We start from the raw sequence: 23,651 nt of genomic DNA on the forward strand, positions 1-23,651 counted from the left end.
AATCGGGGGTGCGCACCGCCAGGTGGTGCCCAGTGGTGAGACGCTGCACATGGCGGGATTTCGCGGGCTTCTGTTCTTGAGGCCCGTACGGGGAGGTGGCAGGCAAGTGGAGCAGCTGACGCAGCACGACCCGAGGCGGATCGGCCCGTTCGAGGTGCTGGGACGACTCGGGGCCGGCGGCATGGGGCTGGTCTATCTCGCGCGCTCGGCGTCGGGCCGGCGGGTGGCGATCAAGACGGTACGTACGGAGCTCGCCGAGGACCAGTTGTTCCGGGTCCGGTTCACGCGTGAGGTGGAGGCGGCCCGCGCGGTGAGCGGTTTCTACACGGCCGCCGTGGTGGACGCAGACCCGCGAGCGGCGGTGCCGTGGCTGGCCACCGCCTACGTACCCGCCCCCTCGCTCGAGGAGATAGTGAATGAGTGCGGGCCGATGCCGACCCAGGCGGTGCGGTGGCTGGCGGCCGGGATCGCCGAGGCACTCCAGTCCATCCACGGCGCGGGGCTCGTCCACCGCGACCTGAAGCCGTCCAACGTGCTGGTCGTCGAGGACGGTCCGCGCGTGATCGACTTCGGGATCGCGTCCGGTGTCTCCAACACCCGGCTGACCATGACGAATGTGGCGGTCGGCACTCCCGCCTACATGTCTCCCGAGCAGGCGCGGGACTCGCGGAGCGTGACCGGGGCCAGCGATGTGTTCTCGCTCGGCTCGACGCTGGTGTTCGCGGCGACCGGGCATGCGCCGTTCCACGGGGCCAACCCCGTCGAGACGGTGTTCATGCTGCTCCGGGAGGGCCCCGACACGGAGGGCCTGCCCGACGATCTGCGGCCGCTGATCGAGTCCTGTATGCAGATGGACGCCACGCGGCGGCCCAGCCCGGCCGATCTGCAGGCCCAGCTCGCTCCGCACCTCTTCGCCTCCGGCAGCGACGACAGCGGTACGGCGTCGGCATGGCTGCCGCACCTGGCCACCGCGATGATCGAGCAGCGGCGCGGCGGCGGCCGCACGGTCGCCGCTCCGACCCCGGTTCCCGCGCGTGCTCCGGCGCACGCCGCGCCGGTGGCCGCGCCCCCGCAGCCGCCGAATCCGCCGCAGCGGCCGCAGCGGCCGCACGGCGCGGACTGGGACACGGCCTGGCGCAGCGGCGCCGATCTCCGTTCCCCGTCGCCCGGACCGGGCCCCGCCGTGTCCCCGTCGCCCGACGGCGGACCCGTACGGCTGGCCGGTGCGAAGGTGCCGATCGGTCCCGGGCTGCGGCCCGGCGAGATCCGTGGCGCCGCGGCCGCTCACGCCGATCCGGCCACCGGCTGGGTGCGTCCGCCCGCGGGCGTGAACGGCGTTACCCCGCCGACCGCCCCGGTGCCCGCCCCCGCGCCCGCGCCGGATGCGGCGCCCGCCGCGCCGGACCGCTGGCGGCCCTGGCGTTTTCGCATGTCGAACGACGTGTGGGGCACGCCGGTCGTCGCCGGGGACCTGCTGTACGTGACGTCGTTCGAGGTCCACGCGCTGGATGTGGGCAACGGGAGACGCCAGTTCAAGACCCGGGACGTGGCCTGGGCGATGGCGGTCGACGGCGGCCGGATCCACGGCTCGGACGGCCCGTCCCTGTACGCGCTCGACGCGGCGACCGGTGCCGAACGGTGGCGGTTGCAGACGGATGCCTGGGTCTACTCCCTGAAGGCCGACCGCGGCACCGTCCTGACCGGGACGCGGGGCGGCGGCGTCCAGGCGTGGGAGGCGTCCAGCGGCGAGAAGCTGTGGGAGACCTCGGGCGTCCAGACGGACTTCGAGACACCGGAGGCCGGGCCCGCGATACATGACGGCACGGTGTACCTGTGGCAGGACTCCCGGTTGCGGGCCGTCGACGCCCGTACCGGTGGTGAGCGCTGGTCGTACCCGATCGGTGACGCGGCCTCCTGCGGCGGTGTGCCGGTACGGGTGGCCCCGGCGCCGGACGGCTGCGTGTACGTCTCCGCGGGGACCCGGGTGCTGGCCGTGGACTCCGTCTCCGGCCATGTGCGCTGGCACTTCGAGTCGCCGGCCGTCTTCCTGTCCCCGCCCGCGTTCGCCCCGGGGCCCGCGGTCACCGGGGGCGGGGTGTACCTCGCCGACTACCTCGGCACGGTGTACGCACTCGACGCCGCGAACGGCAAGGACCGCTGGCGGATCGCCACGGAGGCCCGCCAGTCCATCGAGCCGGTGCTGGTGGCGGACGGGAACGTCCACGTCGGCAGTGGCAGCGCGCTGTACACGCTGGACGCGGTGACGGGCACGCCGAAGTGGCGGTTCGCGGCGGGCGGCGACGTGGTGGGCGCGCCGGTGGTCGCGGACGGACGCGTGCACTTCGGCTCCGCGGACCACGTGCTCTACACGCTGGATGCGGCGGGCGGCCAGCTCCGCTGGAAGCTCGCCACGGGCGGCGAGATCACGGGGTCGCCGGTGGCGCAGGCGGGCGTGGTGTACGCGTGCAGCAAGGACCGCTGCGTGTACGCGCTGGACGCGCTGAAGGGGACGGGCACGGGGAATCGGGCGCGGGCGTAGGGGACGACCGGGTGCGCCGGTCACCGCTCTGTCCTCAATCGCCGGGCGGGCTTGGATGGCGTGACGCAATCCGTCCAGCACCCCAGCCCGTCCGGCGATTCAGGACAAACGTCAACGGGGTGGGCGTTGGTCGGGGCCCTCGTCCTGCGTCGGGTACGAGCGGGTTTCCTGGTCCTCGCGAGGGCTCGGGCCCACGTACGGGTCCACCTCCCGCTCCGGCCACGGAGACGTCTGCGCGGCCGGCCCCGGCTCCTGCGTGGGCGGCCACGTATCCGGATGCTCCGACCCCGGCGCCGTAAAGGGTTCCGTACGACGGTGCCGCGCCCCACCCCGCCGCCCCGACATCAGCGCCGCACCCAGTAGCAGCAACAGCCCACCGGACCCCGCGATCGCCACCCCCGTCTGAAGTCCGGAACCGTCCCCGCCCACCGTCAGGCCGTTTGCCGCCTGCCCCTGACGGACCATCCACAGCACGGTGAAGCCCAGCACCACCACACCCGCGAACGCCACCACGAGCCGCGACCGGAGCAGCACTCCGGCCAGGGCCACCACCGCGGCGAAGAGGAACGGCAACAGGATCGAAAGCAGTACCGCGGACTCCGTGGCGGTAATGCCCTCGAAGAGGTCCTGGATTCGGTAGTCGCGCCCGAGCCGGCCCTCGTACCAGTTACGGAAGGGACTCACGACAGCGGCCGCCGCCCCCACGAGGGCGACGACGGAGCCGAGGACGTTGCGGATCACCGGCAGCCTCCTGCGAGCTTGCGATGCGCGCGGCGCACGCCTACCGGCGTACGCACCTCCCCGGAATCCGACGCTACGCCCGGCCGAACCCGCCCGCGACCGGAGCCGATCACCCCGCCTGGGGCCTGTCCGGCGCGCAGACGATGACAAGACCGTGACAGGGTCATGACCGGCCTGCCGGACCTGGCCGGAATGCTGTGCGCTACGGTGTCGCGCGGTCCGCTCGGCGCCGAAGGACGTGTCAACAACGCAAGGGGGGCTGCATCGATGATGCGGCGACGTATGAGGTTCGCGGCGGTACTGGTCGTGGTGGTGCTCGCGCTCACCGGATTCTCGACCTCCAGCAGCGGAGGCAAGGGCAGTGGCGGCAAGAGCCGCAGCGGCAAGAGCAGCGGCTCGAGCGGCGGTGGCTGCTCCAGCTCCAAGAAGAACAACCACGACTACGACTACGACGACAACGACTACGACTCGTCGAGCAGTTCGTCCGGCGGCACCGACTACGGCACGCCGACCCCGGTCTCCACGGCCTCGGACGCCCCCGAGGTACGGGTCATCCGCTGCGCCCAGGCCCGCAAGGGCAAGCGCAAGGCCGTCACCTCGTCCGTCATCCAGCTCCGGTCCACGGCGTCCGGCACGGCGAAGACGTACGACGTCGAGGTGACCTTCCTGGACGCGCTCGGCAACACCGTCGACACGGGCGAGACCACCGCGGAACTGGCGTACGGCGACGTCAAGAGCCTCACCGTCCGCATGGACAGTCCGCGCAAGGTGTCCAAGGTGAAGACGTGCCGCGTCACGGCGGAACCGCGCTACTGACCCGGACCCCTCTCCCTCACCGCAAGCGATACGTCCCGCGCCCGGCCCCACTCGCGTCCCGCTTCTCGAACAGCTCGGTCTGCCGCTCCGGCGCCAGATTCCCGAGCGCGATCAGCTGCGGGGCGTGGGCCAGCGCCTGCGTCCGCGCCGCCTCCTTCGCCGACCACACCGCCCGTACCGTGCCCTGGACCGCGGCCGTCGGGTACGAGGCGATGACGGCCGCCGCCCGCAGCGCCGCGTCCACCGCCCCGCCGACCGGTGTGACCTCGCTGACCAGTCCGGTCTCGTACGCGCGCCGGGCCGTGACCCGTTCGGCTGTGCCCATCAGCGACATCCGGGCGACCTCGCCGAACGGCATCCGCTGCGCCATCGAGATCGCCTCGTACGCGCTGACCATGCCGTACGTCGTGTGCGGGTCGAAGAACGTCGCCTCCTCGGACGCGATGACGAATTCCGCCTCGCCCAGCAGATAGAACGCCCCGCCGCAGGCCATCCCCTCCACCGCCACGATCACGGGCTTCCACAGATCGTTCGCCTTGGGCCCGATCGCGATCAGGGGATCGTCGATCGCGTACGGGGAAGGGGGCTGCGGAACCGCCACCCCCCGGTCGAGCCCCGTACAGAAGGCGCGCCCGCCCGCCCCGGTGAGGACGACGGCCCGTACGCCCTCGTCGTAGCGGAACTCCCGCCAGAGCGCCGCAAGTTCGGCCGCCGTCGCGAGGTCGATCGCGTTGAGTTTCTCCGGCCGGTCGAGGGTGACGAGCGCGACCCCGGTCCCGTGATCCGTCTCCGTACGCAGCACCGCCGCTCACCGCTCCAGCAGCCAGCGGACCACGGTCACGCCGGGGGAGTCGGAGGCATCGGTGGTATCGGGGCCGGCCGGGCAGAAGACCGCCTTCACCGCCGCACCGATCCGCAACCTCCCCGGATCGACCGAGTTCAGCGCCGCATCCGGCCCGCTCACCACATTCCCGACCAGCCGGATTCTCGGGGCCTCGGCCAGTTCGACGACGACGGCGTTGTACGGGGCCTGTTCGGCGTACGCGGGCAGCAGGGGCGGATGCGGGACCACGTACGACCAGATCCGGCCGCGCCCGCTCATCGGCCGCCACTCGCTGTCGAAGGACTGGCAGCGCGGGCAGCACGGCCGGGGCGGGAAGCGGAGCTCGCCGCAGTCGGGGGCGGCGCACGTCTGGACCCGGAGTTCGCCGCGGGCCGCGAACTCCCAGAACGGCGCCCCGTCCTCGTCGACGACGGGCGACAGCAGACTGTCGGACATGTCAGCTCCTCAGCAGGACGGCGGAGGTGGGGACGCCTTCCCCGGCGGTGACCAGGCAGGTCGCGGCGTCGGGGACCTGGGCGGTGGAGACGCCGCGCAGTTGCTTCACGCCCTCGTTGATGAGGTTGAAGCCGTGCACGTACGCCTCGCTGAGCCCGCCGCCGCCCGTGTTGATGGGCAGCCGCCCGCCGCTCTCCAGCGCGCCGCCCTCCGTGAACGCGGCGCCCTCGCCGCGCCCGCAGAAGCCGTAGCCCTCCAGGGAGAGCGGGATGAGCGGGGTGAACGCGTCGTAGATCTGGGCGACATCGACGTCACCGGGCCCGAAGTCGGCCTGTTTCCACAGCTGTCGGGCCGCAGTCCAGGCGGGTCCGGTGAGCGGGTCGTCGTTCCAGTAGTTGACCATCCCGTGGTGCTGGGCGGGGAGTCCCTGGGCGACGGAGTGGATGTAGACGGGCTTCTGCCGGCAGTCGCGGGCGCGTTCGGCGGAGACGATGACGCAGGCGAGTGCCCCGTCCGTCTCCAGACAGTTGTCGAAGAGACAGAGCGGCTCACTGATCCAGCGGGAGGTCATATACATGTCGCGGGTCAGCGGCCGTTCGTACATCACCGCGTCCGGGTTCTGGTTGGCGCGGTTGCGGCAGGCGAGGGCGACGTTGAAGAGATGGTCGCGGGTGGCCCCGTACTCGTGCATATAGCGCCGCGCCAGCATCCCGATCTCGTCCGAGGGCCGCAGCAGCCCGTACGGCCGGGTCCACTGGGCGGGGGTCGGCAGCTGGACGGCGGTGTTCTTCCAGGGCCGGGGCCCCGAGCCGCGCTTCCGGGACCGCCAGGCGACCCCCACACTCGCCTGACCGGTGGCGACGGCAGCCGCGAGGTGCGCGATCGTCGCGCAGGAGCCGCCACCCCCGTACCCCACCTTGCTGAAGAAGGTGACATCACCGGCGCCGATGGCCTTGGCGATCTCGACCTCGTCGGTCTCCTCCATCGTGTACGAGGCGAAGGCGTCGACCTCCGATGCCGCGATCCCGGCGTCGTCGAGGGCAGCGACGATGGCCCGGCAGGCCAACACCTTCTCGCTCTCGGGGAGTTGTTTCGCGAAGGCCGTCTGCCCTATACCGGCTATCGCTGTCACGTCTTTGAGCGTCGCCACCGCCACCTCCGGGACCGTCATGACTGCTGACAGCGCCAGAGGCTACAGCTAATCTGACGGATAGTCAGCTACTGTGCGGTTCGGCGGGGAGGACAGACGATGCGCGGCGACGAGGAATGGTCCACCGTCCCGGAGCTGGTACGGGCGGCGGCCGAACGGTACGGGGACCGCGAGGCGGTCGTCGAGGGCCGCGCCCGAATCTCTTACACGGAACTCGGCGAACGCGTCGAACGGGCCGCCGCCGCGTGCATGGCCTCCGGCGTGGAGCCGGGCGACCGGGTCGCGATCTGGGCGCCGAACACCCTGGACTGGATCGTCTCCGCGCTCGGGGCGGTCACGGCGGGCGCGGTGCTCGTCCCGCTCAACACCCGCTTCAAGGGCACGGAGGCGGCGTACATCCTGCAACGGAGCCGGGCGAAGCTGCTGTTCGTCACCGGCACGTTCCTGGGCACGTCGTACGTGGCGTCCCTGCGCCGCTCCGAGGTCAGGTTGCCGGTCCTGGAACGGGTGGTGGTGCTGGCGGACAGCGCCCCCGACGACTACCTGACCTGGAAGGACTTCCTGGCCGCCGGGGAGGGGATATCACCGGAGGCGGTACGGGAACGGGCGGCCGCGATCACGCCCACCACCCCCTCGGACATCATCTACACCTCGGGCACGACGGGCCGCCCCAAGGGTGCGGTCATCACCCACACCCAGACGCTGCGGTGCTACGCGATCTGGAGCGAGCTGGCCGGTCTCCGCGAGGGCGACCGCTACCTCATCGTGAACCCGTTCTTCCACACCTTCGGCTACAAGGCGGGGATCATCGCCTGCCTCATGCGGGGCGCGACGATGGTCCCGCAGCCGGTCTTCAACGTGGAGACGGTCCTGGCGAACATCGCCGCAGAACGCATCTCGGTGCTCCCGGGCCCGCCCACCCTCCACCAGTCCCTCCTGGACCACCCGTCCCGCACCGCCCACGACCTCTCGGCCCTCCGCCTGGTCGTCACGGGCGCGGCGGTGGTCCCCCTCCAACTGGTCGAACGCCTGCGCAGCGAGCTCGGCATAGCAACGGTCCTCACCGCATACGGCCTCTCCGAGGCGAGCGGCATCGTCACGATGTGCCGCACCGGCGACCCGGCGGACGTCATCGCCTCCACCTCCGGCCGCGCGATCCCCGGCACGGAGGTCCGCGTCCTGGCGGCCCCGGGCACTCCCGGCGAGGTCCTGGTCCGCGGCTTCAACGTCATGACGGGCTACTTCGAGGACCCGGACACGACGGCCGCCACGATGACCCCGGACGGCTGGCTCCGCACGGGCGACATCGGCGTCCTGGACGACGCCGGCAACCTCCGTATCACGGACCGGATCAAGGACATGTTCATCGTCGGAGGCTTCAACGCGTACCCGGCCGAGATCGAACAACTCCTGGGCCTGCACCCGGATGTGGCGGACGTGGCGGTGATCGGAGTCCCGGACCCGAGACTGGGCGAGGTCGGCAAGGCATACGCGGTCCGCCGCCCGGACACGACGCTCACGGCGGACGACCTGATCGCCTGGTCGAGACGCGAGATGGCGAACTACAAGGTCCCGAGGACGGTGGAGTTCATGGCCGAACTCCCGAGAAACGCGAGCGGCAAGGTGCTGAAGGGGGAGCTGCGGGGGAGGGGGTAGGCGCTCATGGCCGGCGGGCCGGCGGGTGCGTGAACCGTGCGCAGACATGCAGCGGCCGCGACGGCTCCCCCTCCGCGCCGCCGCGGCCGCTCCCCCGTGCGGGTTAGGTCTCTACAGCGCCGGCTTGAGCGGCTCCGACGTGGCGTGCTGGTCCAGAGTGGTCAGTTCTTCGCCAGTCGCGTGCTGGTCCTGCGTGGTGATCGGAGTCCCCGGCTCACCCGTGGCGTGCTGGTCTGCCGGCTTGAGAATCGGGTCCTGCTTCGCTGCGTCGGCCATGGTGGTCAACTCCGTCTCTGGTGCGGTAAGCGATGGATTGGCGAGGCCCGTCCGGCTGTTCCCCCGTGGACTGCCGGACGGGCCTCTTGGGGCCGCTCACCTTAGTGGTGTGGCCGCCTGTCCCCCCGTCTGCCCCCCGACGCGACGGACCGACAGGTATGAGAATGGCGGGGCGGGATAAACGAACGATGAACGCGCCGTTTGTCAGGCGGCCGAGGCGGGAGTCAGCAGGGACCGGACGTCGTGCGCTTCCGGAGATCCGAGCTCCTCGTAGATGCCGAGCGCTTCCCGCCAGCACACCTGGGCGCGTCCGGTCTGCCCTATTCCGTCAAGTGCCCGGCCGAGAACGGTCAGGACGTTGCCGCGCCGCCAGTCACCACCGATGCCACGGAGAACGGTGAGCGCCAACTCGGAGTACTGAGCGGCCTGGGCAGGGCGACTGGAAGCGATCTCGACCTCGGCCAGACGGAACAGTGTCATTCCTTCCCACAGCCGCTGACGGCTGTCACGGAAGACCTCCAGAGCTTCGTTCAGCTGGTCCGTCGCGGCTGAGAGCTTCATGCTCTGAGTAAGGGCGAGGCCCAGGGCGTACCGGCCGTTCGCGCCGCGCAGCGCGTGGCCGAGCGAGTCGTAGATCTCGATACCCGACCGAGCCAGAGTGATCGCGCTCTTCGTTCGCCCGGTGGCGAGATGGATGCGCGACAGATTGCACAGTGCGCTTGCCTCGCCCGGCCGGTTTCCGTCGCTCCGAAACGCCTCGATGGCCTGCGTCAGAAAGCCTTCTCCATCAGCGTGGCGGTTCTGGTAGAGAGCGATGATGCCCCGAGCGTTGGAGGCCCAGCAGGCGGGCAGGGGATCGTCGACGATGCCTGCCAGCCGCAGGGCCGCCTGAGCCTCGCGATCGGCGTGGTCGAACCGCCCGGCCAGCTGGTGCACGTTGGCCAGGGACATGACGGCTCGGCCCTCTGCCCGTGGGTCGCCGCATTGCCTTGACGCTTCACGGACCGTGAGCGCCGCTGCTTCGTACTGCTTGGAGTTGGCGCCCGACTCGCCCAGGTCGAGAGCGGCATACAGGAGATCGACGGCCCGGCGCAGGGTGGCAGGTTGTGACGCCTGGCACACGCACGCGAGCAGATTGGTCGCCTCCGTGTAGAGCCAGTCCAGTGCCGAGTGCCGGTCCGCGAACGACAGACCCTCGTGCTCCGTCGATTCCAGGTGATCCACCAGCCGGTCCCCGGGCCGCTCCAGCGCGTACACCCCCGCCGCCGTCGCCAGATAGAAGTCCAGCAGCCGCGACAGTGCCAACTCCCGCTCCACCGGCGGCTGCTCATCCCGCTCCGCGCATGCACGCGCGTAGAGCCGGACCAGATCGTGGTAGCGGTAGCGGCCAGGGGCCGCCGACTCGACCAGGCTGGTGTCGACCAGGGACTCCAGCAGGTCCTCCGCCGCGTGCACCTCCAGGTTCAGCAGGGCCGCTGCCGCTGCCAGGGAGATGTCCGGGCCGTCCGCCAGGCCCAGCAGGCGGAACGCGCGTGCCTGCGCCGGTTCCAGCTGGCCGTAGCCGAGTTCGAAGGTCGCCTTCACCGCGAGGTCGCCCGCCTGGAGTTCGTCCAGGCGGCGGCGCTCGTCGGCGAGCTTGGCGGCGAGGACCGAGACCGTCCAGGTGCGGCGGGCGGCCAGGCGGGAGGCGGCGATGCGGATGGCCAGGGGGAGGAAGCCGCAGGCGGCGACCACGTCGAGGGCCGCCTCGCGCTCCGAGTTGACGCGTTCGTCGCCGACGATGCGGGTGAAGAGCTGCAGGGCCTCTTCCGGGGACATGACGTCCAGGTCCACCAGGTGCGCGCCCGCCAGGTCGACCATGCGGACGCGGCTGGTGACCAGGGCCGCGCAGCCCGCCGTGCCCGGGAGCAGGGGGCGGATCTGGGCCGCGTCGTGGGCGTTGTCCAGGAGGACCAGGATGCGGCGGCCGTCCAGGGTGGACCGGTAGAGCGCGGCCCGTTCGTCGAGGGAGTCCGGGATCGAGGAGTCCGGGGTGCCCAGCGCGCGCAGGAACGCGCCGAGGACAGTCTCCGGCTCGGCGGCCCGCGCACCGGCGCCCTGGAGGTCCACGTACAGCTGACCGTCCGGGAAGTGCGGGCGGGCCTCGTGGGCGACGTGCACGGCGAGGGTCGTCTTGCCGACGCCCCCGATGCCGGCCAGTGCGGACACGGCCATGACGGACGCTTCGGCGGTGGCGAGCCGGTCGCCCAACTCCCGTACGAAGGAGGCGCGGCCCGTGAAGTCCGGGACCGTGGCCGGGAGTTGGGCTGGACGGACCGCGGCGGGCGCCGGGGCCGGTTCGTCGGCGGGGCGGGCCAGCTCCTGGTCGGCCGTGAGGATGCGCTGCTGGAGCTGGGCCAGCTCGGGGCGCGGGTCGACACCCAGCTCCTCGGCGAGGAGGCGGCGGGTGTCCGCGTACACCGCGAGCGCCTCGGCCTGCCGGCCGCTGCGGTACAGGGCGACCATCAGCAGTTCACGCAGGCGTTCGCGCAGCGGATGCGCGGCCGTGAGTGCGGTCAGCTCGGAGACGGCCTCCGCATGGCAGCCGACCTCCAGGTCCAGGTCGAGCCGCGTCTCGGTGAGCTGGAGGCGCCACTCCTCCAGGCGGGTGCGCTGGTTCTCCGCATACGGGCCGGGCACGGAGGCGAGCGCCTCGCCGTCCCACAGGCCCAGGAGCTTGTTGATCAGCGCACGGGCCCGGTGCCGGTCCCCGGCCACCCGCGCCTTCTCCGCCTCGGCGGCCAGATCCTGGGCGAACGTGACGTCGAGGGCGTCGCGGCCGATCCGGATCGCGTACCCGCCGGACTCGCTGACCAGGGTGTCCTGGCCGAGGATCTTGCGGAGCCTGGAGGCGTACGTCCGGATGGTGGCGAGCGCCTGGGAGGGCGGGTCCTCGCCCCAGAACGCGTCGATGAGTTCCGCCGCGGTGGCCGTCCGGCCGTCGCGCAGGAGCAGTGCCGTCAGGAGGGCCCGCTGCTGGGGCGAACCGGAGGGCAACGCCTCCCCGCCGCGCCAGGCGCGTACGGGTCCGAGCACGGCGAAACGCAGCACACTGCCGGAATCCCCGTCCTGCGGCGCACGCTGCTCCGGAACGCGCACGCGTGGCCCGTGATCACGGTCCATTGATGCCCCCTGTCCTGCTCGCCCGCCGGTTCTGCCCGATCGCGCCTGTTCGGTATGCCCGCCCGTGTGTTGATGTGCGGCGTGCATCCGGATCGCTCCTTACTGCTGGTATCGCGGTCAACAGTCTGCCTTGTTTTGGGCCGAGTCGTCAGCACTGGGTGACGCTCTGCACAAGCCCTCGACAACGATTCGGAACCGGAGGCCCGTACGGATAGCTGACGGTTCGTCAGATCAGCGCTACCGTGGAAGACATGGAGACCTTCCCGAAGATCATCTCGGTGGACGACCACACGGTGGAGCCCCCTCATGTCTGGCGGGACCGGCTCCCGTCCAAGTACGCGGACTCCGGTCCGCGGATCGTCCGGGCGCCGCTCAGGGAAATGACCTTCCTGGGCGGCAAGTTCGCGCCCGTCATGGGGGAGAAGGGCGACGACGGGCCGATCGGCGACTGGTGGGTGTACGAGGATCTGCGCCGCCCGCTCACCCGGCTGGACACCGCCGTCGGCTACGACCGCGACGAGATCAAGCTCGAAGTCATCACGTACGAACAGATGCGTCCGGGCTCGTTCTCGGTGCCCGAGCGGCTGGCCGACATGGACGTCAACCACGTCCAGTCGGCGCTCTGCTTCCCCACATTTCCACGCTTCTGCGGCCAGACCTTCACCGAAGCGAAGGACCGTGAACTGGGGCTGCTGGGCGTGCGCGCGTACAACGACTGGATGGTCGAGGAGTGGTGCGGCCCCGACGCGCGGGGCCGGCTCATCCCGCTCACCCTCGTGCCGCTCTGGGACGCCCGGCTCGCGGCGGAGGAGGTGCGGCGCAATGCCGCGCGCGGCGTGCGCGCGGTGGCGTTCTCCGAGATACCTCCGCATCTCGGGCTGCCGTCCATCCACACGGACGAGTGGGACCCGTTCCTGCGGGCCTGCGACGAGACGGGGACGGTGATCGCCATGCACATCGGCTCCTCGTCGAGGATGCCGTCCACCTCGGCCGACGCCCCGCCCGCCGTCGGGTCCACCATCACCTTCGCCAACTGCTGTTTCTCGATGGTCGACTGGCTGATGAGCGGCAAGTTCGAGCGCTTCCCCAACCTCAGGATCATGTACGCGGAGGGCCAGATCGGCTGGATTCCGTACATCCTGGAACGCGCCGACGTGGTCTGGGAGGAGAACCGGGCCTGGGGCGGCGTCGCCGACAAGGTGCACAGGCCGCCGTCCGAGCTGTTCACGGAGCATGTCTTCGGCTGCTTCTTCGACGACCCCTTCGGGCTGAAGAACCTCGACGCGATCGGCGTCGGCAATGTCCTGTACGAGACGGACTACCCGCACTCCGACTCGACCTGGCCCCGCTCGCGCGAGGTGGGGGAGTCGCAGATGGGGCACCTGGACGCGGACGTCGTGGACCGGATCGTGCGCCGCAACGCGATCGACCTGCTGGGGCTGACCGACGAAGGGCTGTGGGCGGGGGCGTGAGGAGAGGGGGGCGCGGGCGTGAGGAGAGAGTGCGGGGGCCGCGGATGTACGGGCGGCCCCCGCACCCACCGTCAGGCCCTCCTCACCGGTTCCTGGAGTTCCGTCACCCATGCGTCCCGGTCCGCCGGGCACTCCAGGTTGATCTCCCGGGTGTAACCCAGCGAGCGGTACCCGTTGGTGTCCAGCCAGCGGGCCAGCGTCTGCTCGGTGGTGAGGACCCCGTCCATCGCGCCGCGGTGGACGATGGTCGCCGCCTCGAACGCGGGCAGCTCGACCACCGTGACGCCGGTGTCACCGACCGGTCCTGCCGGTGCGGAGACAGTCACCCCCGCGTGCACGGTGATCGCACCCTCGCCCGCCGGGTCGTCCTCGTACCGTGCGACACCCGGCCCCGTCGGGCTGATCCCGGCCGCCGCAAGCAGCGGGAACAGCCGGTCGTACAGCGGGCCGATCACCGGGGTGATGGCCTGCGGCCGGTAGCTCGCCGCGGTCCCGGTCAGCTCCGCCACCCGTACCGCCGGCACGTGCTTGATGACGACATCGTCTCCGGACATGTGTCCCTCGCTCTCGATCGACCGGAGCCTCGCCTCGACCTGTGCCAGCCGGGCCGTCGCCTCGGCCACCGCTGCCTCCAGCTCAGCGCGCCGCAGGCGCAGCATCCCGCGCAGCTCCTCCGGGCCGACCTGCTCGTCGAGGATGGCCCGCACCTGCTGGAGCGTGAAGCCGAGATCCTTGAGAGCGATGACCCGGTTGAGGCGGGCGAGCTGGGCGGCGCCGTAGAAGCGGTACCCGGTGGCGGGGTCGGTGCGGTCGGGGCGCAGGAGCCCGATGGCGTCGTAATGGCGCAGCATCCGGGCCGACACCCGCCCGTACCTGGCGAAGTCTCCGATGGTGAACATGATGTCTCCCAGTGCACGGCCTCACACGGTGTCAAGGTCAAGGCGGACCGTCAGGGCCGTTCAGCCGTGTCGCTTCGGGTCGAGCAACTGCTCCCGCAGGGCCGTCAGCTCCACCAGCCGGCGGCCCGGCTGGAAGATCACCACGGCGTCGCCCTGGCCCCCGTACAGGAAAAAAGGCAGGAGCCCCGTTCCCCGCCGAGGCGGAGGAGCGGGGCTCCTTGGGTACTGCTTTACCGGCCGCGATCGACCGACCCGGGCAACTAGGCCGGGGTGACGTTCTCAGCCTGCGGACCCTTGGGTCCCTGAGTGACGTCGAAGTTCACGACCTGGTTCTCCTCGAGGGAGCGGAACCCGGACGCGTTGATCGCGGAGTAGTGAACGAAGACATCCGGGCCGCCGCCGTCCTGGGCGATGAAGCCGAAGCCCTTTTCAGCGTTGAACCACTTGACGGTTCCGGTAGCCATAAGCCCTCCTTGGGCCAAAGGGTTGCCCTGCTCCAGAACCTGCAAACAAGTCTGAAAACTACAAAAGCCTGCGGGTTACATGCTCCGCAGGCTCTGTACTGCAAGGGAAACCAAACTGCAACTTGCGGCGAGCCTAGCACGCACTCTGCGGGGAGCGGTAGGGGCAAAGATCACTTCATCCGAATGTTTGATTAGAGGCCCCGACGGGCTGACGGAGAGGGGCTCCGGGAGAGGGCTGCGGACGGCTCGGGGGAGTGCCCGGGATGCCCCGCTGATGCCGGTCGGCGGGTACGGGTCTAGCCTCACGATGTGGACAATTCAACCGTCTCTCCCGTCGAAGGCGACGACCGTCGCAGCCGGCCGCGCGTCGGCCACATCCAGTTCCTCAACTGCCTCCCCCTGTACTGGGGACTGGCACGGACCGGGACCCTGCTCGACCTGGAGCTCTCGAAGGACACCCCGGAGAGACTCAGCGAGCAACTGATCAGGGGCGACCTCGACATCGGCCCCGTCACGCTGGTCGAGTTCCTGCGCAACGCCGACGACCTGGTCGCCTTCCCCGACATCGCGGTCGGCTGCGACGGCCCCGTCATGTCGTGCGTGATCGTGTCCCAGCTCCCGCTGGAACAGCTCGACCGGGCCCGGGTGGCGCTCGGTTCGACCTCGCGCACCTCCGTACGCCTGGCGCAGCTGCTGCTCTCCGAGCGGTACGGGGTCGAGCCCGACTACTACACCTGCCCGCCCGACCTCGGCCTAATGATGCAGGAGGCGGACGCCGCCGTCCTCATCGGTGACGCCGCGCTCCGCGCCAATCTGCACGACGCCCCGCGCCTCGGCCTGCAGGTTCACGACCTCGGGCAGATGTGGAAGGAGTGGACGGGGCTGCCGTTCGTCTTCGCCGTCTGGGCGGCCCGCAAGGACTATCTGGCCGCGCACCCCGAGTACGTGACCAAGGTCCACGAGGCGTTCCTGGCCTCGCGGGACGTCTCCCTGGAGGAGGTCACCAAGGTGGCGGAGCAGGCGGCGCGCTGGGAGAGCTTCGACGCGGAGCTCCTGGAGCGGTACTTCACGACGCTGGACTTCCGCTTCGGCCCGGACCAGTTGAAGGGTGTGCGGGAGTTCGCCCGGCGGACCGGCGAGACGACCGGCTTCCCCGCCGACGTGAGGGTCGAGCTGCTCGGCGGCTGACCGTGCGGGCGCCCGTACGACGGGACGGTACGGGGGTAATGGACCGGCCGGGAATGGGGGAATCCCGGACGCTCCGGATGTTTATCGCCTTACCGTCGGGGGAGGGCCGGGGCATTCCCTTCCGGTGAATGGAACGAAAGAGATACGGGTCCGTCCGGTGTACCGGGATGTCGAATAGGGGGCGGCGTCCGGCAGGAGTCCCCTTCGCGCCCCGGTATCGACCGGATCAACGACACATTCACGCCTTTCGCGGTGGCGAAAACCGCCGTTCGTTCCCTATAGGGGTGAAATCGGCAGAACGTTTCCCTGTGACCGGGTGACCCATGCGCCTAGGCTTCGGGTCGCAGGTCGGGACGGTCCACAGGGGGAGTCCATATGCAGCCGCTGGAAGCCGGCGAACCGCACACCATCGGCGCCTACCGGCTCCTCGGCAGGCTCGGTGCGGGCGGGATGGGCCGGGTCTATCTGGGGCGCAGCGCGGGCGGACGTACCGTCGCCGTCAAGGTCGTGCATCCGCACTTCGCGCTCGACGAGCAGTTCCGCGCCCGCTTCCGCCGCGAGGTCGAGGCGGCCCGGCGGGTCGGTGCGCAGTGGACGGCCCCGGTCCTGGACGCCGACCCGGACGCCGCCGTGCCGTGGGTCGCGACCGGGTATGTGGCGGGTCCCCCGCTCTCGCAGGCCGTCACCACGCACGGACCCCTGCCCGAGTACGCCGTGCGCACCCTGGGCGCCGGTCTCGCCGAGGCGCTGGCCGCCGTCCATGCCGAGGGCCTCATCCACCGGGACGTGAAACCGTCCAATGTGCTGCTCGCCCTCGACGGCCCCCGGCTGATCGACTTCGGTATCGCCCGGGCCACCGGCGCCACCGTCTCGCTCACCTCCACCGGGGTCTCGGTCGGCTCGCCGGGCTATATGGCGCCCGAGCAGATCCGCGGCCTGGACATCTCGGGTGCGGCCGATGTCTTCTCGCTCGGCGCGGTCCTCGCGTACGCGGCGACGGGCAACGCCCCCTTCCCCGGTGACTCCTCCGCCGTACTCCTCTACAAGGTGGTGCACGAGGAACCGGAGCTGGGTGATCTGGAGGGCGAGCTGCGTGAGGTGGTGGCCGGGTGTCTGACGAAGGACCCCGCGGGCCGGCCCGATCCGGTGGACCTGGCCCGGCTGCTCGCGCCCGGTGGCGCAGCCGCGATGGTGGCCTCGGGCTGGCTGCCGAACCCGCTGGTGCGTGAGGTCAGCCGGGCGGCCGTGGCGCTGCTGGACCTGGAACCGCAGGACGACCCGGGGCATTCCGGTCCTGTGCCGTTCAGCAACGCGTCGCTGGGGAGTCCGGTGCTGGGTGTGTTCGGGCCGCCGATCGCATCGGCTCCGCCCCGCCCGACCGTCCCACCGTCGACCGGCGGCCCGGGCGGCCCGGGCGGTCCCGGCGGCAGCGGTGTGCCCGCACCGCGCACGCCCGACCCCCGGTTCTCCGTCACCGTCAACGCCGACTCGCGGCCCGGTGCCCGCCGTGGCCGCCGGGTGAGCTGTACCGTGGCGCTGGCCGTGGCGGGCGCGCTCGCCGCCGTGACCGTGGGCAGCGGGGTGCTGTCCGGCCTGCTGCCGGACAGCGACGACACGAAGAAGCACGAGAACGCGGCGACACCGCCCTCGCCCAGCCGCTCGGGGAAGCCCTCGCCCGGGGCGACGGCCGGTCAGGTCGGCGCGCTCCCGAAGGCGTTCACCGGCACCTGGAAGGGGCCGGTGACCGAACGGAGCGGCGCCCCGCACGGCACGCTGACCGCGGTGTTCACCCAGGGGAGGAAGGGATCGGACGTGGCCCGGATGAAGGTGTCGCTCACCGTTCTCGGCACCACGGTCACCTGCCACAGCATCGGCGAACTCTCCTCCGCCACCGAGCGGGTGGTGAAGATCCGCGAGCGCCTCGATCCGGACAAGGCGAGCAGCACGGGCCTGTGCACGGGCGACGCCGCCGACCTCACCTTCACCCTGACGCCGGAGGGCACTCTCGTCTACCAGTCGTACGAGGAGGGCGCCGGTAAGCCGCACGGCACGCTCACCCGGTCCGCCGACTGAGTCCGACAAGGGCTGGCGTAGGCTGGATCGGTCCGTGGATTCGTTGTAAAACCACCGAAAGGTGACAGCCCGGTGACCGAGAAGGCCGACCTTCAGACCGTCCTCGACCGCGCCGCCGAGGGTGGGCGGATCTCCCCGGAGGAGGCGCTCGACCTCTACCGGTCGGCACCGCTGCACGCGCTGGGAGCTGCGGCCGACGCCGTACGCCGCCGCCGTTACGCGGGTACGGAGCACATCGCCACGTACATCATCGAGCGCAACATCAACTACACCAACGTGTGTGTCACCGCGTGCAAGTTCTGCGCGTTCTACGCGGCGCCGAAGGACACGGACAAGGGCTGGACCCGCGACCTCGACGACATCCTGCGCCGCTGCGCGGAGACCGTCGAGCTGGGCGGCACCCAGATCATGTTCCAGGGCGGCCACCACCCGGACTTCGGCGTCGAGTACTACGAGACGCATTTCTCCGCGATCAAGAAGGCGTACCCGCAGCTGGTCATCCACTCCCTCGGTGCCTCCGAGATCGAGCACATGGCCCGGATCTCCAAGGTGTCGGCCGAGGAGGCCATCCGGCGCATCCACGCCGCCGGCCTCGACTCCTTCGCGGGCGCGGGTGCCGAACTGCTGCCCGCCCGGCCGCGCACCGCGATCGCCCCGCTCAAGGAGTCCGGCGAGCGCTGGCTGGAGATCATGGAGATCGCGCACGGCCTCGGTGTCGAGTCCACCTCCACCATGCTGATGGGCACCGGCGAGACCAACGCCGAGCGCATCGAGCACCTGAGCATGATCCGCGACGTACAGGACCGCACGGGCGGCTTCCGCGCGTTCATCCCGTACACGTACCAGCCGGAGAACAACAAGCTGAAGGGCCAGACGCAGGCCACGCTCTTCGAGTACCTGCGGATGATCGCCATCGCCCGGCTCTTCCTCGACAACGTCGCCCACATCCAGGGCTCCTGGCTGACCACCGGCAAGGAGGTCGGCCAGCTCTCCCTGCACTACGGCGCGGACGACCTCGGCTCGATCATGCTGGAGGAGAACGTCGTCTCCTCCGCCGGTGCCAGGCACCGCTCCAACCGCATGGAGATCATCGACCTGATCCGCAAGGCGGACCGGGTCCCCGCCCAGCGCGCCACGACGTACGAGCACCTCGTCGTGCACGACGACCCGGCGAACGACCCGGTCGACGAGCGCGTCGTCTCGCACATCTCGTCCACCGCCATCGTGGGCGGCACGGCCCACCCGGAGCTGAAGCTCCTCAGCACCAACTAGGGCCTCTCGTTTGCAGGGGAGGCCCCATTCGCCATGCCTCAATCCTCCGCCTTGCAGCTGCACGCACCAGACCCCGCTCCCTGATCCGGCCTGATCCAAACGAAAGGCCCGAGCTTCCGTGCTGACGATTCACTCCGCCGACGCGGTACTCGGCGCCCCGGAAGGGGCGGACGCCGTGGCCGTGGACGGCGGCGTGGTCGTTGCCGTCGGCCCGTACGCGGAGCTGACCGCCGCCCGCCCACAGGCCCGGGTGCGGCGCTGGTCCGGCCTGATCACCCCGGGCCTGGTCAACGTCACCGCCACGGCCCTGCTGGAGACGGCGTACCACCCCGACCCCCGTGAGGCGGACGCCCTCGGCACCGAACCGCTCACCGGGGACGCGGTCACCGCACTCGGCATGGACGACGCCCGCTGGGGTGCCGGCGCACGGCGCGGGCTGCAACGGATGCTGCGCCACGGCACGACCGCCGTCGCCGGAACCTTCACCCGCCCCGCCGTGCGCACCGTGGTCGTCCGCTCGGGTCTGCGCCTCCATGCCCCGCGTACGGGGAGCGTGGACGTCCCCGTCTCCCTGGACCCGCTCGCCGGGGTACGGGAGGTGGCGGACGCGTTCGCCGGGACAGCGGCCGTCGGCGCCCCCGCCGACCTGGCGGTCTTCGCGGTCCGGGACGCGGAGCAGCTCGCCGAAGTGGGCGCGGGCAGTTGCGTCGCCACGGTCCTCGGCGGCCGCCTGGTGTTCCGCGCCTCCTGACGTACGGGCCGGGGCGAGGCTCGCTCACGACCATCGCCCGTGCGCGGGGCGGGAGTTCGGCGAGCGCGGCCAGCAGCGTCACCGTCGGTTCGGGACCGACGGCGGCGGACGGCGCGTCCACATGGGTGTGGGCGAGGTAATCGCGCAGACGGCGCCGGCGCTCCGCGAGATACGTACGGGTCAGGACCGTGCGCGCGTACGCCTCCGGGGTGGTCGGCGGCGCTCGCCCGCCGCCAGTGCTGGAAGATTCGCCAGCGTCGTCTGGGTCAGATCGCGGGCACCTTCCACGTCCCCGCAGAGCAGATACGCCGTTCGGTACAGACGGCGCTGGTTCGCCCGGGCGAATTCCTCGAAGCCGGTATGTATGACGGACATCTGCGCCCCTCTCCCTTGTCCGGTGGTCTCACCCCAGCACTGAGTGCCGGCGGACCCAAAAGGTTGAAGCCGCCCGGCCGCTGCGGAACGGGAGGGGCCGGGCTGCTTGAATGGACGGGTGACCCGAGCATCCCTGGAAAAGCAGCCGCACGAAGTCGCCTCGATGTTCGACGACGTGGCGGCCAAGTACGACATCACCAACGATGTGCTCTCGCTCGGCCAGGCCCGGCTGTGGCGCAAGGAAGTCGCGAAGGCGGTGCACGCGCGGCCGGCCGAGAAGATCCTCGACCTCGCCGCGGGCACGGCGACGTCCTCGCTGCCGTTCGCCGCGACCGGTGCGTACGTTGTGCCGTGCGACTTCTCGATCGGCATGCTCCGGGAGGGCAAGAAGCGCAACTCCTGGCTGCCCTTCACCGCGGGCGACGCGACGAAGCTGCCCTTCCGCGACGAGACCTTCGACGCGGTGACGATCTCCTTCGGGCTGCGCAACGTCCAGGCGACCGAGCAGGCGCTGCGCGAGCTGTACCGGGTGACCAAGCCCGGCGGACGCGTGGTGATCTGCGAGTTCTCCCAGCCGACGTGGGCGCCGTTCCGCACGGTCTACACCGAGTACCTGATGCGCGCCCTGCCGCCGGTCGCCCGCGCGGTGTCGTCCAACCCCGACGCGTACGTCTACCTCGCCGAGTCGATCCGCGCCTGGCCCGACCAGGCGGGCCTCGCGCGCCTGCTCCAGAAGGCCGGCTGGTCCGACGTCGCCTGGCGCAACCTCACCGGCGGAGTGGTGGCACTGCACCGGGGCGTACGCCGCTGACCCGCGGCCTTATGCGCAGCTCGGCTCCCGGGCCCCTCACAGCTCCAGCCGGAAGCAGTACGACTCCTGCCCCGGAACCGGAGTCGTGAAGGTCTCGGCCTGCCGCATACCGAGCCGCCGGGCGACCGCGAGCGAGCGCGCGTTGCGCGAGTCGACGATCGCGACGACGTCCGTCACCCCCGCCGCCCGTACCCGCTCCAGCGCGGTTTGGGCGGCGGCGGTCGCGTAACCGCGGCCCCAGGCCGCCCGCCCCAGCCGCCAGCCGATCTCGATCTCTCCCACCGGCCCGTAGGCGGTGTGCGGCCACGGCTGCGCGCCGGTGAAGCCGAGTACCTCGTCCGTGTCGTCCAGGACGGTCCACAGACAGTGGCCGAGCTCCGCGTCGTGCCGGCGCTGGCGTGCGGTCAGCTCCTCGTACACCGAGAACTCCGCCGGCCCGCCGCCCAGGAACTCCATCACCTTGGGGTCGGCGAACACCCGGTGCCAGGCGAGCGCGTCCTCGTCGGTCGGGACACGCAGACGTACGGCAGGGGTCGGACCAGGCGCGATCGGCATCGGGGAGCCCTTCGGAAAGTTGACCGGCATGCCCCCATAGACTGCACGGGACCTGTGCCGAGCGGCACGCGATTTCGAGTCTTCGGGAGATCCGACCGTGACCGAGCCCCTCTCCGAACACAGCGCGGATGTGATCGTCGTCGGGGCGGGCCCAGCCGGCTCCACGACCGCGTACTACCTGGCCAAGGCCGGACTGGACGTCCTCCTCCTGGAGAAGACGGCCTTCCCGCGCGAAAAGGTCTGCGGCGACGGCCTCACCCCCCGCGCCACCAAGCAGCTCGTCTCCATGGGCATCGACATCTCCGAAGAGGCCGGCTGGCTCCGCAACAAGGGCCTGCGCATCATCGGCGGTGGCGTCCGCCTCCAGCTGGACTGGCCGGATCTCGCCTCGTACCCGGACTACGGTCTGGTCCGTAAGCGTGACGACTTCGACGAGCAGTTGGCCCGGCAGGCGCAGAAGGCGGGCGCGCGGCTGTACGAGCGCTGCAACGTCGGCGCCCCGATCCTCGACGAGCGCACCGGCCGCATCACGGGCGTCAACGCGAAGCTCGGCGAGGAGAAGACCGAGGTCACCTTCCACGCTCCGCTCGTCGTCGCCGCCGACGGCAACTCCACCCGGCTCTCCCTCGCGATGGGCCTGCACCGGCGCGAGGACCGCCCGATGGGCGTCGCGGTGCGTACGTACTTCACCTCGCCCCGCCACGACGACGACTACCTGGAGTCCTGGCTGGAGCTGTGGGACCGGCGCGGCCCGCAGGACCGCCTGCTCCCCGGCTACGGCTGGATCTTCGGCATGGGCGACGGCACGTCCAACGTCGGTCTCGGCATCCTCAACTCGTCCTCCGCCTTCAGGGAGCTGGACTGGCGCGAGGTCCTCAAGGCCTGGTGCGCGTCGATGCCGGAGGACTGGGGCTACACCCCGGAGAACATGACGATGCCGATCCGGGGCGCCGCGCTCCCGATGGCGTTCAACCGCCAGCCGCACTACACCAAGGGCCTGCTGCTCGTCGGTGACGCGGGCGGCATGATCAACCCGTTCAACGGCGAAGGCATCGCGTACGCCATGGAGTCGGGGCAGATCGCGGCGGACGTCATCGTCCAGGCACACGCCCGCGCGACCCCCGCACAGCGCGAACTGGTCCTGAACAACTACCCGAAGGTCCTCAAGGAGACCTACGGCGGGTACTACACGATGGGCCGCGCCTTCGTGAAGCTCATCGGCAACCCGAAGGTCATGAAGATCGCGACGCAACGCGGCCTGACCCACCCGGTCCTGATGAAGTTCACGCTGAAGATGCTGGCCAACCTGACCGACCCGACGGGCGGCGACGCGATGGACCGCATCATCAACGGTCTGTCGAAGGTGGCCCCGAGCTCCTGACGGCGGCGCTCCGGCCGTCACATGTCGTGCACCGCGGTCTTCGCGGTGGCGACGAAGGTCAGGACCGACTTCCAGAACGGGTCGTAGCCGGCATCGAACGCGCGGACGGCTTCGGCATCACCCGCGATCGACGCCTCAAGTGCCCTGAACGGCGGTTGCGTCGCGAGCCGCAGCCGCTCCGCCGCCTCCGCTACGTGGTCGGGGCCTTCGAGCGCCACGACCCAGACGACGTGGCGCAGCTTGCTGTACTCCTCACGCAGGCGCAGCCGGACCTCCCGGAGCTCCGGGGCCCGGGTCCCGGGGGTCCCGGACTCGTGGATGTCCGACACCCGCCAGTACAGGTCGGCCATCCGGTGGGCCTGCTCGATGAGATTCACGTACGCGGCCCTGCGGGTCTCCCGGATGCGGACGGACCGCTGCGTGTTCGCGGCGGCATCCGCCTGGGTCCTGGCGGCCTGAGCCGTACCCCGGCTGGTCACCCAGCTCGCGAGGACTGCGGTGCCCGCGGTGAGCGAGGCGATCCAGAGAGCACTGTCGGCCATGCGCCCCAGTTTGCCTGCTCATGCCAACCGCAAGCTCCCCGGTTTCCGACAGTGGCCTGATCCGTCCGTGGCCGAAAGCAGTGGAGGCCTGGGCACCGCGCTGATAGCGTCCGGCCCATGTCCACCCCCGAGTCGGACAGACGGTAGCCACCGGTCCGCCGGTGGCCGGGCCTCTGCCGAACTGAACGGAACCGAGCGACCCGAGCGGTCGCGGGCTTCGGCGACGGCACCCGCCCACGGCCGGACCCT

The 23,651-nt window shown here is 70.9% G+C and carries 20 protein-coding genes and 1 pseudogene; 10 read left to right on the plus strand and 11 right to left on the minus strand.

What is annotated here, in order from left to right; genetic code table 11:
* Positions 1-49 precede the first annotated feature (49 nt).
* Complete coding sequence (locus tag ACFT7S_RS22305) at positions 50-2,539, plus strand: PQQ-binding-like beta-propeller repeat protein (RefSeq protein ID WP_382734579.1); 2,490 nt, start codon at positions 50-52, stop codon at positions 2,537-2,539.
* 111 nt (positions 2,540-2,650) lie between these two features.
* On the opposite strand, the gene ACFT7S_RS22310 is transcribed toward ACFT7S_RS22305, so the two are convergent.
* Positions 2,651-3,280 carry a hypothetical protein gene (locus ACFT7S_RS22310; RefSeq protein ID WP_382734581.1) on the minus strand — a complete coding sequence of 210 codons (630 nt, stop codon included), beginning with the start codon at positions 3,278-3,280 and terminating at the stop codon, positions 2,651-2,653.
* 267 nt (positions 3,281-3,547) lie between these two features.
* Here ACFT7S_RS22310 and ACFT7S_RS22315 point away from each other — a divergent pair, with 267 nt between their 5' ends.
* Entirely contained in the window at positions 3,548-4,096 is a 549-nt protein-coding gene (locus ACFT7S_RS22315; RefSeq protein ID WP_382734583.1) for a hypothetical protein, read from the plus strand.
* Positions 4,097-4,112: 16 nt separating this feature from the next.
* Here the strand turns inward: ACFT7S_RS22315 and ACFT7S_RS22320 are convergent, their stop codons facing one another.
* The 3 genes from ACFT7S_RS22320 to ACFT7S_RS22330 are packed head-to-tail and all read right to left on the minus strand — an operon-like array spanning position 4,113 to position 6,525.
* Positions 4,113-4,898 (minus strand): enoyl-CoA hydratase/isomerase family protein, encoded by a 786-nt coding sequence (locus ACFT7S_RS22320; protein ID WP_382734585.1) that lies wholly within the window; start codon positions 4,896-4,898, stop codon positions 4,113-4,115.
* 6 nt (positions 4,899-4,904) lie between these two features.
* On the minus strand, positions 4,905-5,375 hold the full coding sequence (locus ACFT7S_RS22325) for a Zn-ribbon domain-containing OB-fold protein (protein ID WP_382734587.1): 471 nt from the start codon (positions 5,373-5,375) through the stop codon (positions 4,905-4,907).
* A 1-nt stretch (position 5,376) separates the two neighbouring features.
* Positions 5,377-6,525: a lipid-transfer protein gene (locus ACFT7S_RS22330; protein WP_382734767.1), complete on the minus strand. Its 1,149-nt coding sequence runs from the start codon at positions 6,523-6,525 to the stop codon at positions 5,377-5,379.
* A 99-nt stretch (positions 6,526-6,624) separates the two neighbouring features.
* Here ACFT7S_RS22330 and ACFT7S_RS22335 point away from each other — a divergent pair, with 99 nt between their 5' ends.
* Positions 6,625-8,181 (plus strand): FadD3 family acyl-CoA ligase, encoded by a 1,557-nt coding sequence (locus tag ACFT7S_RS22335; RefSeq protein WP_382734589.1) that lies wholly within the window; start codon positions 6,625-6,627, stop codon positions 8,179-8,181.
* Positions 8,182-8,292: 111 nt separating this feature from the next.
* Here the strand turns inward: ACFT7S_RS22335 and ACFT7S_RS22340 are convergent, their stop codons facing one another.
* Both ACFT7S_RS22340 and ACFT7S_RS22345 read right to left on the minus strand, forming a co-directional pair.
* Positions 8,293-8,457 (minus strand): hypothetical protein, encoded by a 165-nt coding sequence (locus ACFT7S_RS22340; RefSeq protein ID WP_382734591.1) that lies wholly within the window; start codon positions 8,455-8,457, stop codon positions 8,293-8,295.
* 204 nt (positions 8,458-8,661) lie between these two features.
* Positions 8,662-11,619, minus strand: coding sequence for a BTAD domain-containing putative transcriptional regulator (locus ACFT7S_RS22345; protein ID WP_382734593.1), 2,958 nt, complete (start codon positions 11,617-11,619; stop codon positions 8,662-8,664).
* Between the two features lie 251 nt (positions 11,620-11,870).
* Between ACFT7S_RS22345 and ACFT7S_RS22350 the strand changes: the two genes are divergently transcribed.
* Positions 11,871-13,091: an amidohydrolase family protein gene (locus tag ACFT7S_RS22350; RefSeq protein WP_382734595.1), complete on the plus strand. Its 1,221-nt coding sequence runs from the start codon at positions 11,871-11,873 to the stop codon at positions 13,089-13,091.
* A gap of 71 nt (positions 13,092-13,162) precedes the next feature.
* Here ACFT7S_RS22350 and ACFT7S_RS22355 read toward each other — a convergent pair whose 3' ends face one another.
* Positions 13,163-13,990, minus strand: a complete 828-nt coding sequence (locus tag ACFT7S_RS22355) for a MerR family transcriptional regulator (protein ID WP_382734597.1) — start codon at positions 13,988-13,990, stop codon at positions 13,163-13,165.
* A 260-nt stretch (positions 13,991-14,250) separates the two neighbouring features.
* The gene (locus ACFT7S_RS22360) at positions 14,251-14,454 is read right to left on the minus strand and encodes a cold-shock protein (protein WP_003967102.1); all 204 of its coding nucleotides are present in this window, start codon (positions 14,452-14,454) and stop codon (positions 14,251-14,253) included.
* Positions 14,455-14,763: 309 nt separating this feature from the next.
* Between ACFT7S_RS22360 and ACFT7S_RS22365 the strand changes: the two genes are divergently transcribed.
* The 4 genes from ACFT7S_RS22365 (at position 14,764) to ACFT7S_RS22380 (ending at position 19,738) form a co-directional block, all read left to right on the plus strand.
* Positions 14,764-15,642, plus strand: coding sequence for a menaquinone biosynthetic enzyme MqnA/MqnD family protein (locus ACFT7S_RS22365; protein WP_382734598.1), 879 nt, complete (start codon positions 14,764-14,766; stop codon positions 15,640-15,642).
* A gap of 375 nt (positions 15,643-16,017) precedes the next feature.
* Entirely contained in the window at positions 16,018-17,715 is a 1,698-nt protein-coding gene (locus ACFT7S_RS22370) for a serine/threonine-protein kinase (protein WP_382734600.1), read from the plus strand.
* Between the two features lie 72 nt (positions 17,716-17,787).
* The gene (mqnC, locus tag ACFT7S_RS22375) at positions 17,788-18,987 is read left to right on the plus strand and encodes a cyclic dehypoxanthinyl futalosine synthase (RefSeq protein ID WP_382734602.1); all 1,200 of its coding nucleotides are present in this window, start codon (positions 17,788-17,790) and stop codon (positions 18,985-18,987) included.
* 118 nt (positions 18,988-19,105) lie between these two features.
* Positions 19,106-19,738: a hypothetical protein gene (locus ACFT7S_RS22380; protein WP_382734604.1), complete on the plus strand. Its 633-nt coding sequence runs from the start codon at positions 19,106-19,108 to the stop codon at positions 19,736-19,738.
* 25 nt (positions 19,739-19,763) lie between these two features.
* On the opposite strand, the pseudogene ACFT7S_RS22385 reads toward ACFT7S_RS22380, so the two are convergent.
* Positions 19,764-20,113, minus strand: a pseudogene (locus ACFT7S_RS22385) (sigma factor); the annotation flags it as partial.
* 118 nt (positions 20,114-20,231) lie between these two features.
* Here ACFT7S_RS22385 and ACFT7S_RS22390 point away from each other — a divergent pair.
* Entirely contained in the window at positions 20,232-20,924 is a 693-nt protein-coding gene (locus ACFT7S_RS22390; protein WP_382734606.1) for a demethylmenaquinone methyltransferase, read from the plus strand.
* Between the two features lie 36 nt (positions 20,925-20,960).
* Here the strand turns inward: ACFT7S_RS22390 and ACFT7S_RS22395 are convergent, their stop codons facing one another.
* Positions 20,961-21,479: a GNAT family N-acetyltransferase gene (locus ACFT7S_RS22395; protein WP_382734608.1), complete on the minus strand. Its 519-nt coding sequence runs from the start codon at positions 21,477-21,479 to the stop codon at positions 20,961-20,963.
* 97 nt (positions 21,480-21,576) lie between these two features.
* Between ACFT7S_RS22395 and ACFT7S_RS22400 the strand changes: the two genes are divergently transcribed.
* Positions 21,577-22,860: a geranylgeranyl reductase family protein gene (locus ACFT7S_RS22400; protein WP_382734610.1), complete on the plus strand. Its 1,284-nt coding sequence runs from the start codon at positions 21,577-21,579 to the stop codon at positions 22,858-22,860.
* A gap of 17 nt (positions 22,861-22,877) precedes the next feature.
* Here ACFT7S_RS22400 and ACFT7S_RS22405 read toward each other — a convergent pair whose 3' ends face one another.
* Positions 22,878-23,402 carry a hypothetical protein gene (locus ACFT7S_RS22405; protein ID WP_382734612.1) on the minus strand — a complete coding sequence of 175 codons (525 nt, stop codon included), beginning with the start codon at positions 23,400-23,402 and terminating at the stop codon, positions 22,878-22,880.
* Positions 23,403-23,651 lie beyond the last annotated feature (249 nt).

Origin of the sequence: Streptomyces sp. NPDC057136 (assembly GCF_042670885.1) — a bacterium.
Classification (GTDB): Bacteria; Actinomycetota; Actinomycetes; order Streptomycetales; family Streptomycetaceae; genus Streptomyces.

What these genes read in the sequence shown, in the direction of transcription:
- ACFT7S_RS22305 (WP_382734579.1), top strand. Translation starts at nt 50, where the DNA reads ATGGCGGGATTTCGCGGGCTTCTGTTCTTGAGGCCCGTACGGGGAGGT.
- ACFT7S_RS22315 (WP_382734583.1), top strand. Translation starts at nt 3,548, where the DNA reads ATGATGCGGCGACGTATGAGGTTCGCGGCGGTACTGGTCGTGGTGGTG.
- ACFT7S_RS22325 (WP_382734587.1), bottom strand. Translation starts at nt 5,375, where the DNA reads ATGTCCGACAGTCTGCTGTCGCCCGTCGTCGACGAGGACGGGGCGCCG.
- ACFT7S_RS22335 (WP_382734589.1), top strand. Translation starts at nt 6,625, where the DNA reads ATGCGCGGCGACGAGGAATGGTCCACCGTCCCGGAGCTGGTACGGGCG.
- ACFT7S_RS22340 (WP_382734591.1), bottom strand. Translation starts at nt 8,457, where the DNA reads ATGGCCGACGCAGCGAAGCAGGACCCGATTCTCAAGCCGGCAGACCAG.
- ACFT7S_RS22345 (WP_382734593.1), bottom strand. Translation starts at nt 11,619, where the DNA reads ATGGACCGTGATCACGGGCCACGCGTGCGCGTTCCGGAGCAGCGTGCG.
- ACFT7S_RS22350 (WP_382734595.1), top strand. Translation starts at nt 11,871, where the DNA reads ATGGAGACCTTCCCGAAGATCATCTCGGTGGACGACCACACGGTGGAG.
- ACFT7S_RS22355 (WP_382734597.1), bottom strand. Translation starts at nt 13,990, where the DNA reads ATGTTCACCATCGGAGACTTCGCCAGGTACGGGCGGGTGTCGGCCCGG.
- ACFT7S_RS22360 (WP_003967102.1), bottom strand. Translation starts at nt 14,454, where the DNA reads ATGGCTACCGGAACCGTCAAGTGGTTCAACGCTGAAAAGGGCTTCGGC.
- ACFT7S_RS22370 (WP_382734600.1), top strand. Translation starts at nt 16,018, where the DNA reads ATGCAGCCGCTGGAAGCCGGCGAACCGCACACCATCGGCGCCTACCGG.
- ACFT7S_RS22395 (WP_382734608.1), bottom strand. Translation starts at nt 21,479, where the DNA reads ATGCCGATCGCGCCTGGTCCGACCCCTGCCGTACGTCTGCGTGTCCCG.
- ACFT7S_RS22405 (WP_382734612.1), bottom strand. Translation starts at nt 23,402, where the DNA reads ATGGCCGACAGTGCTCTCTGGATCGCCTCGCTCACCGCGGGCACCGCA.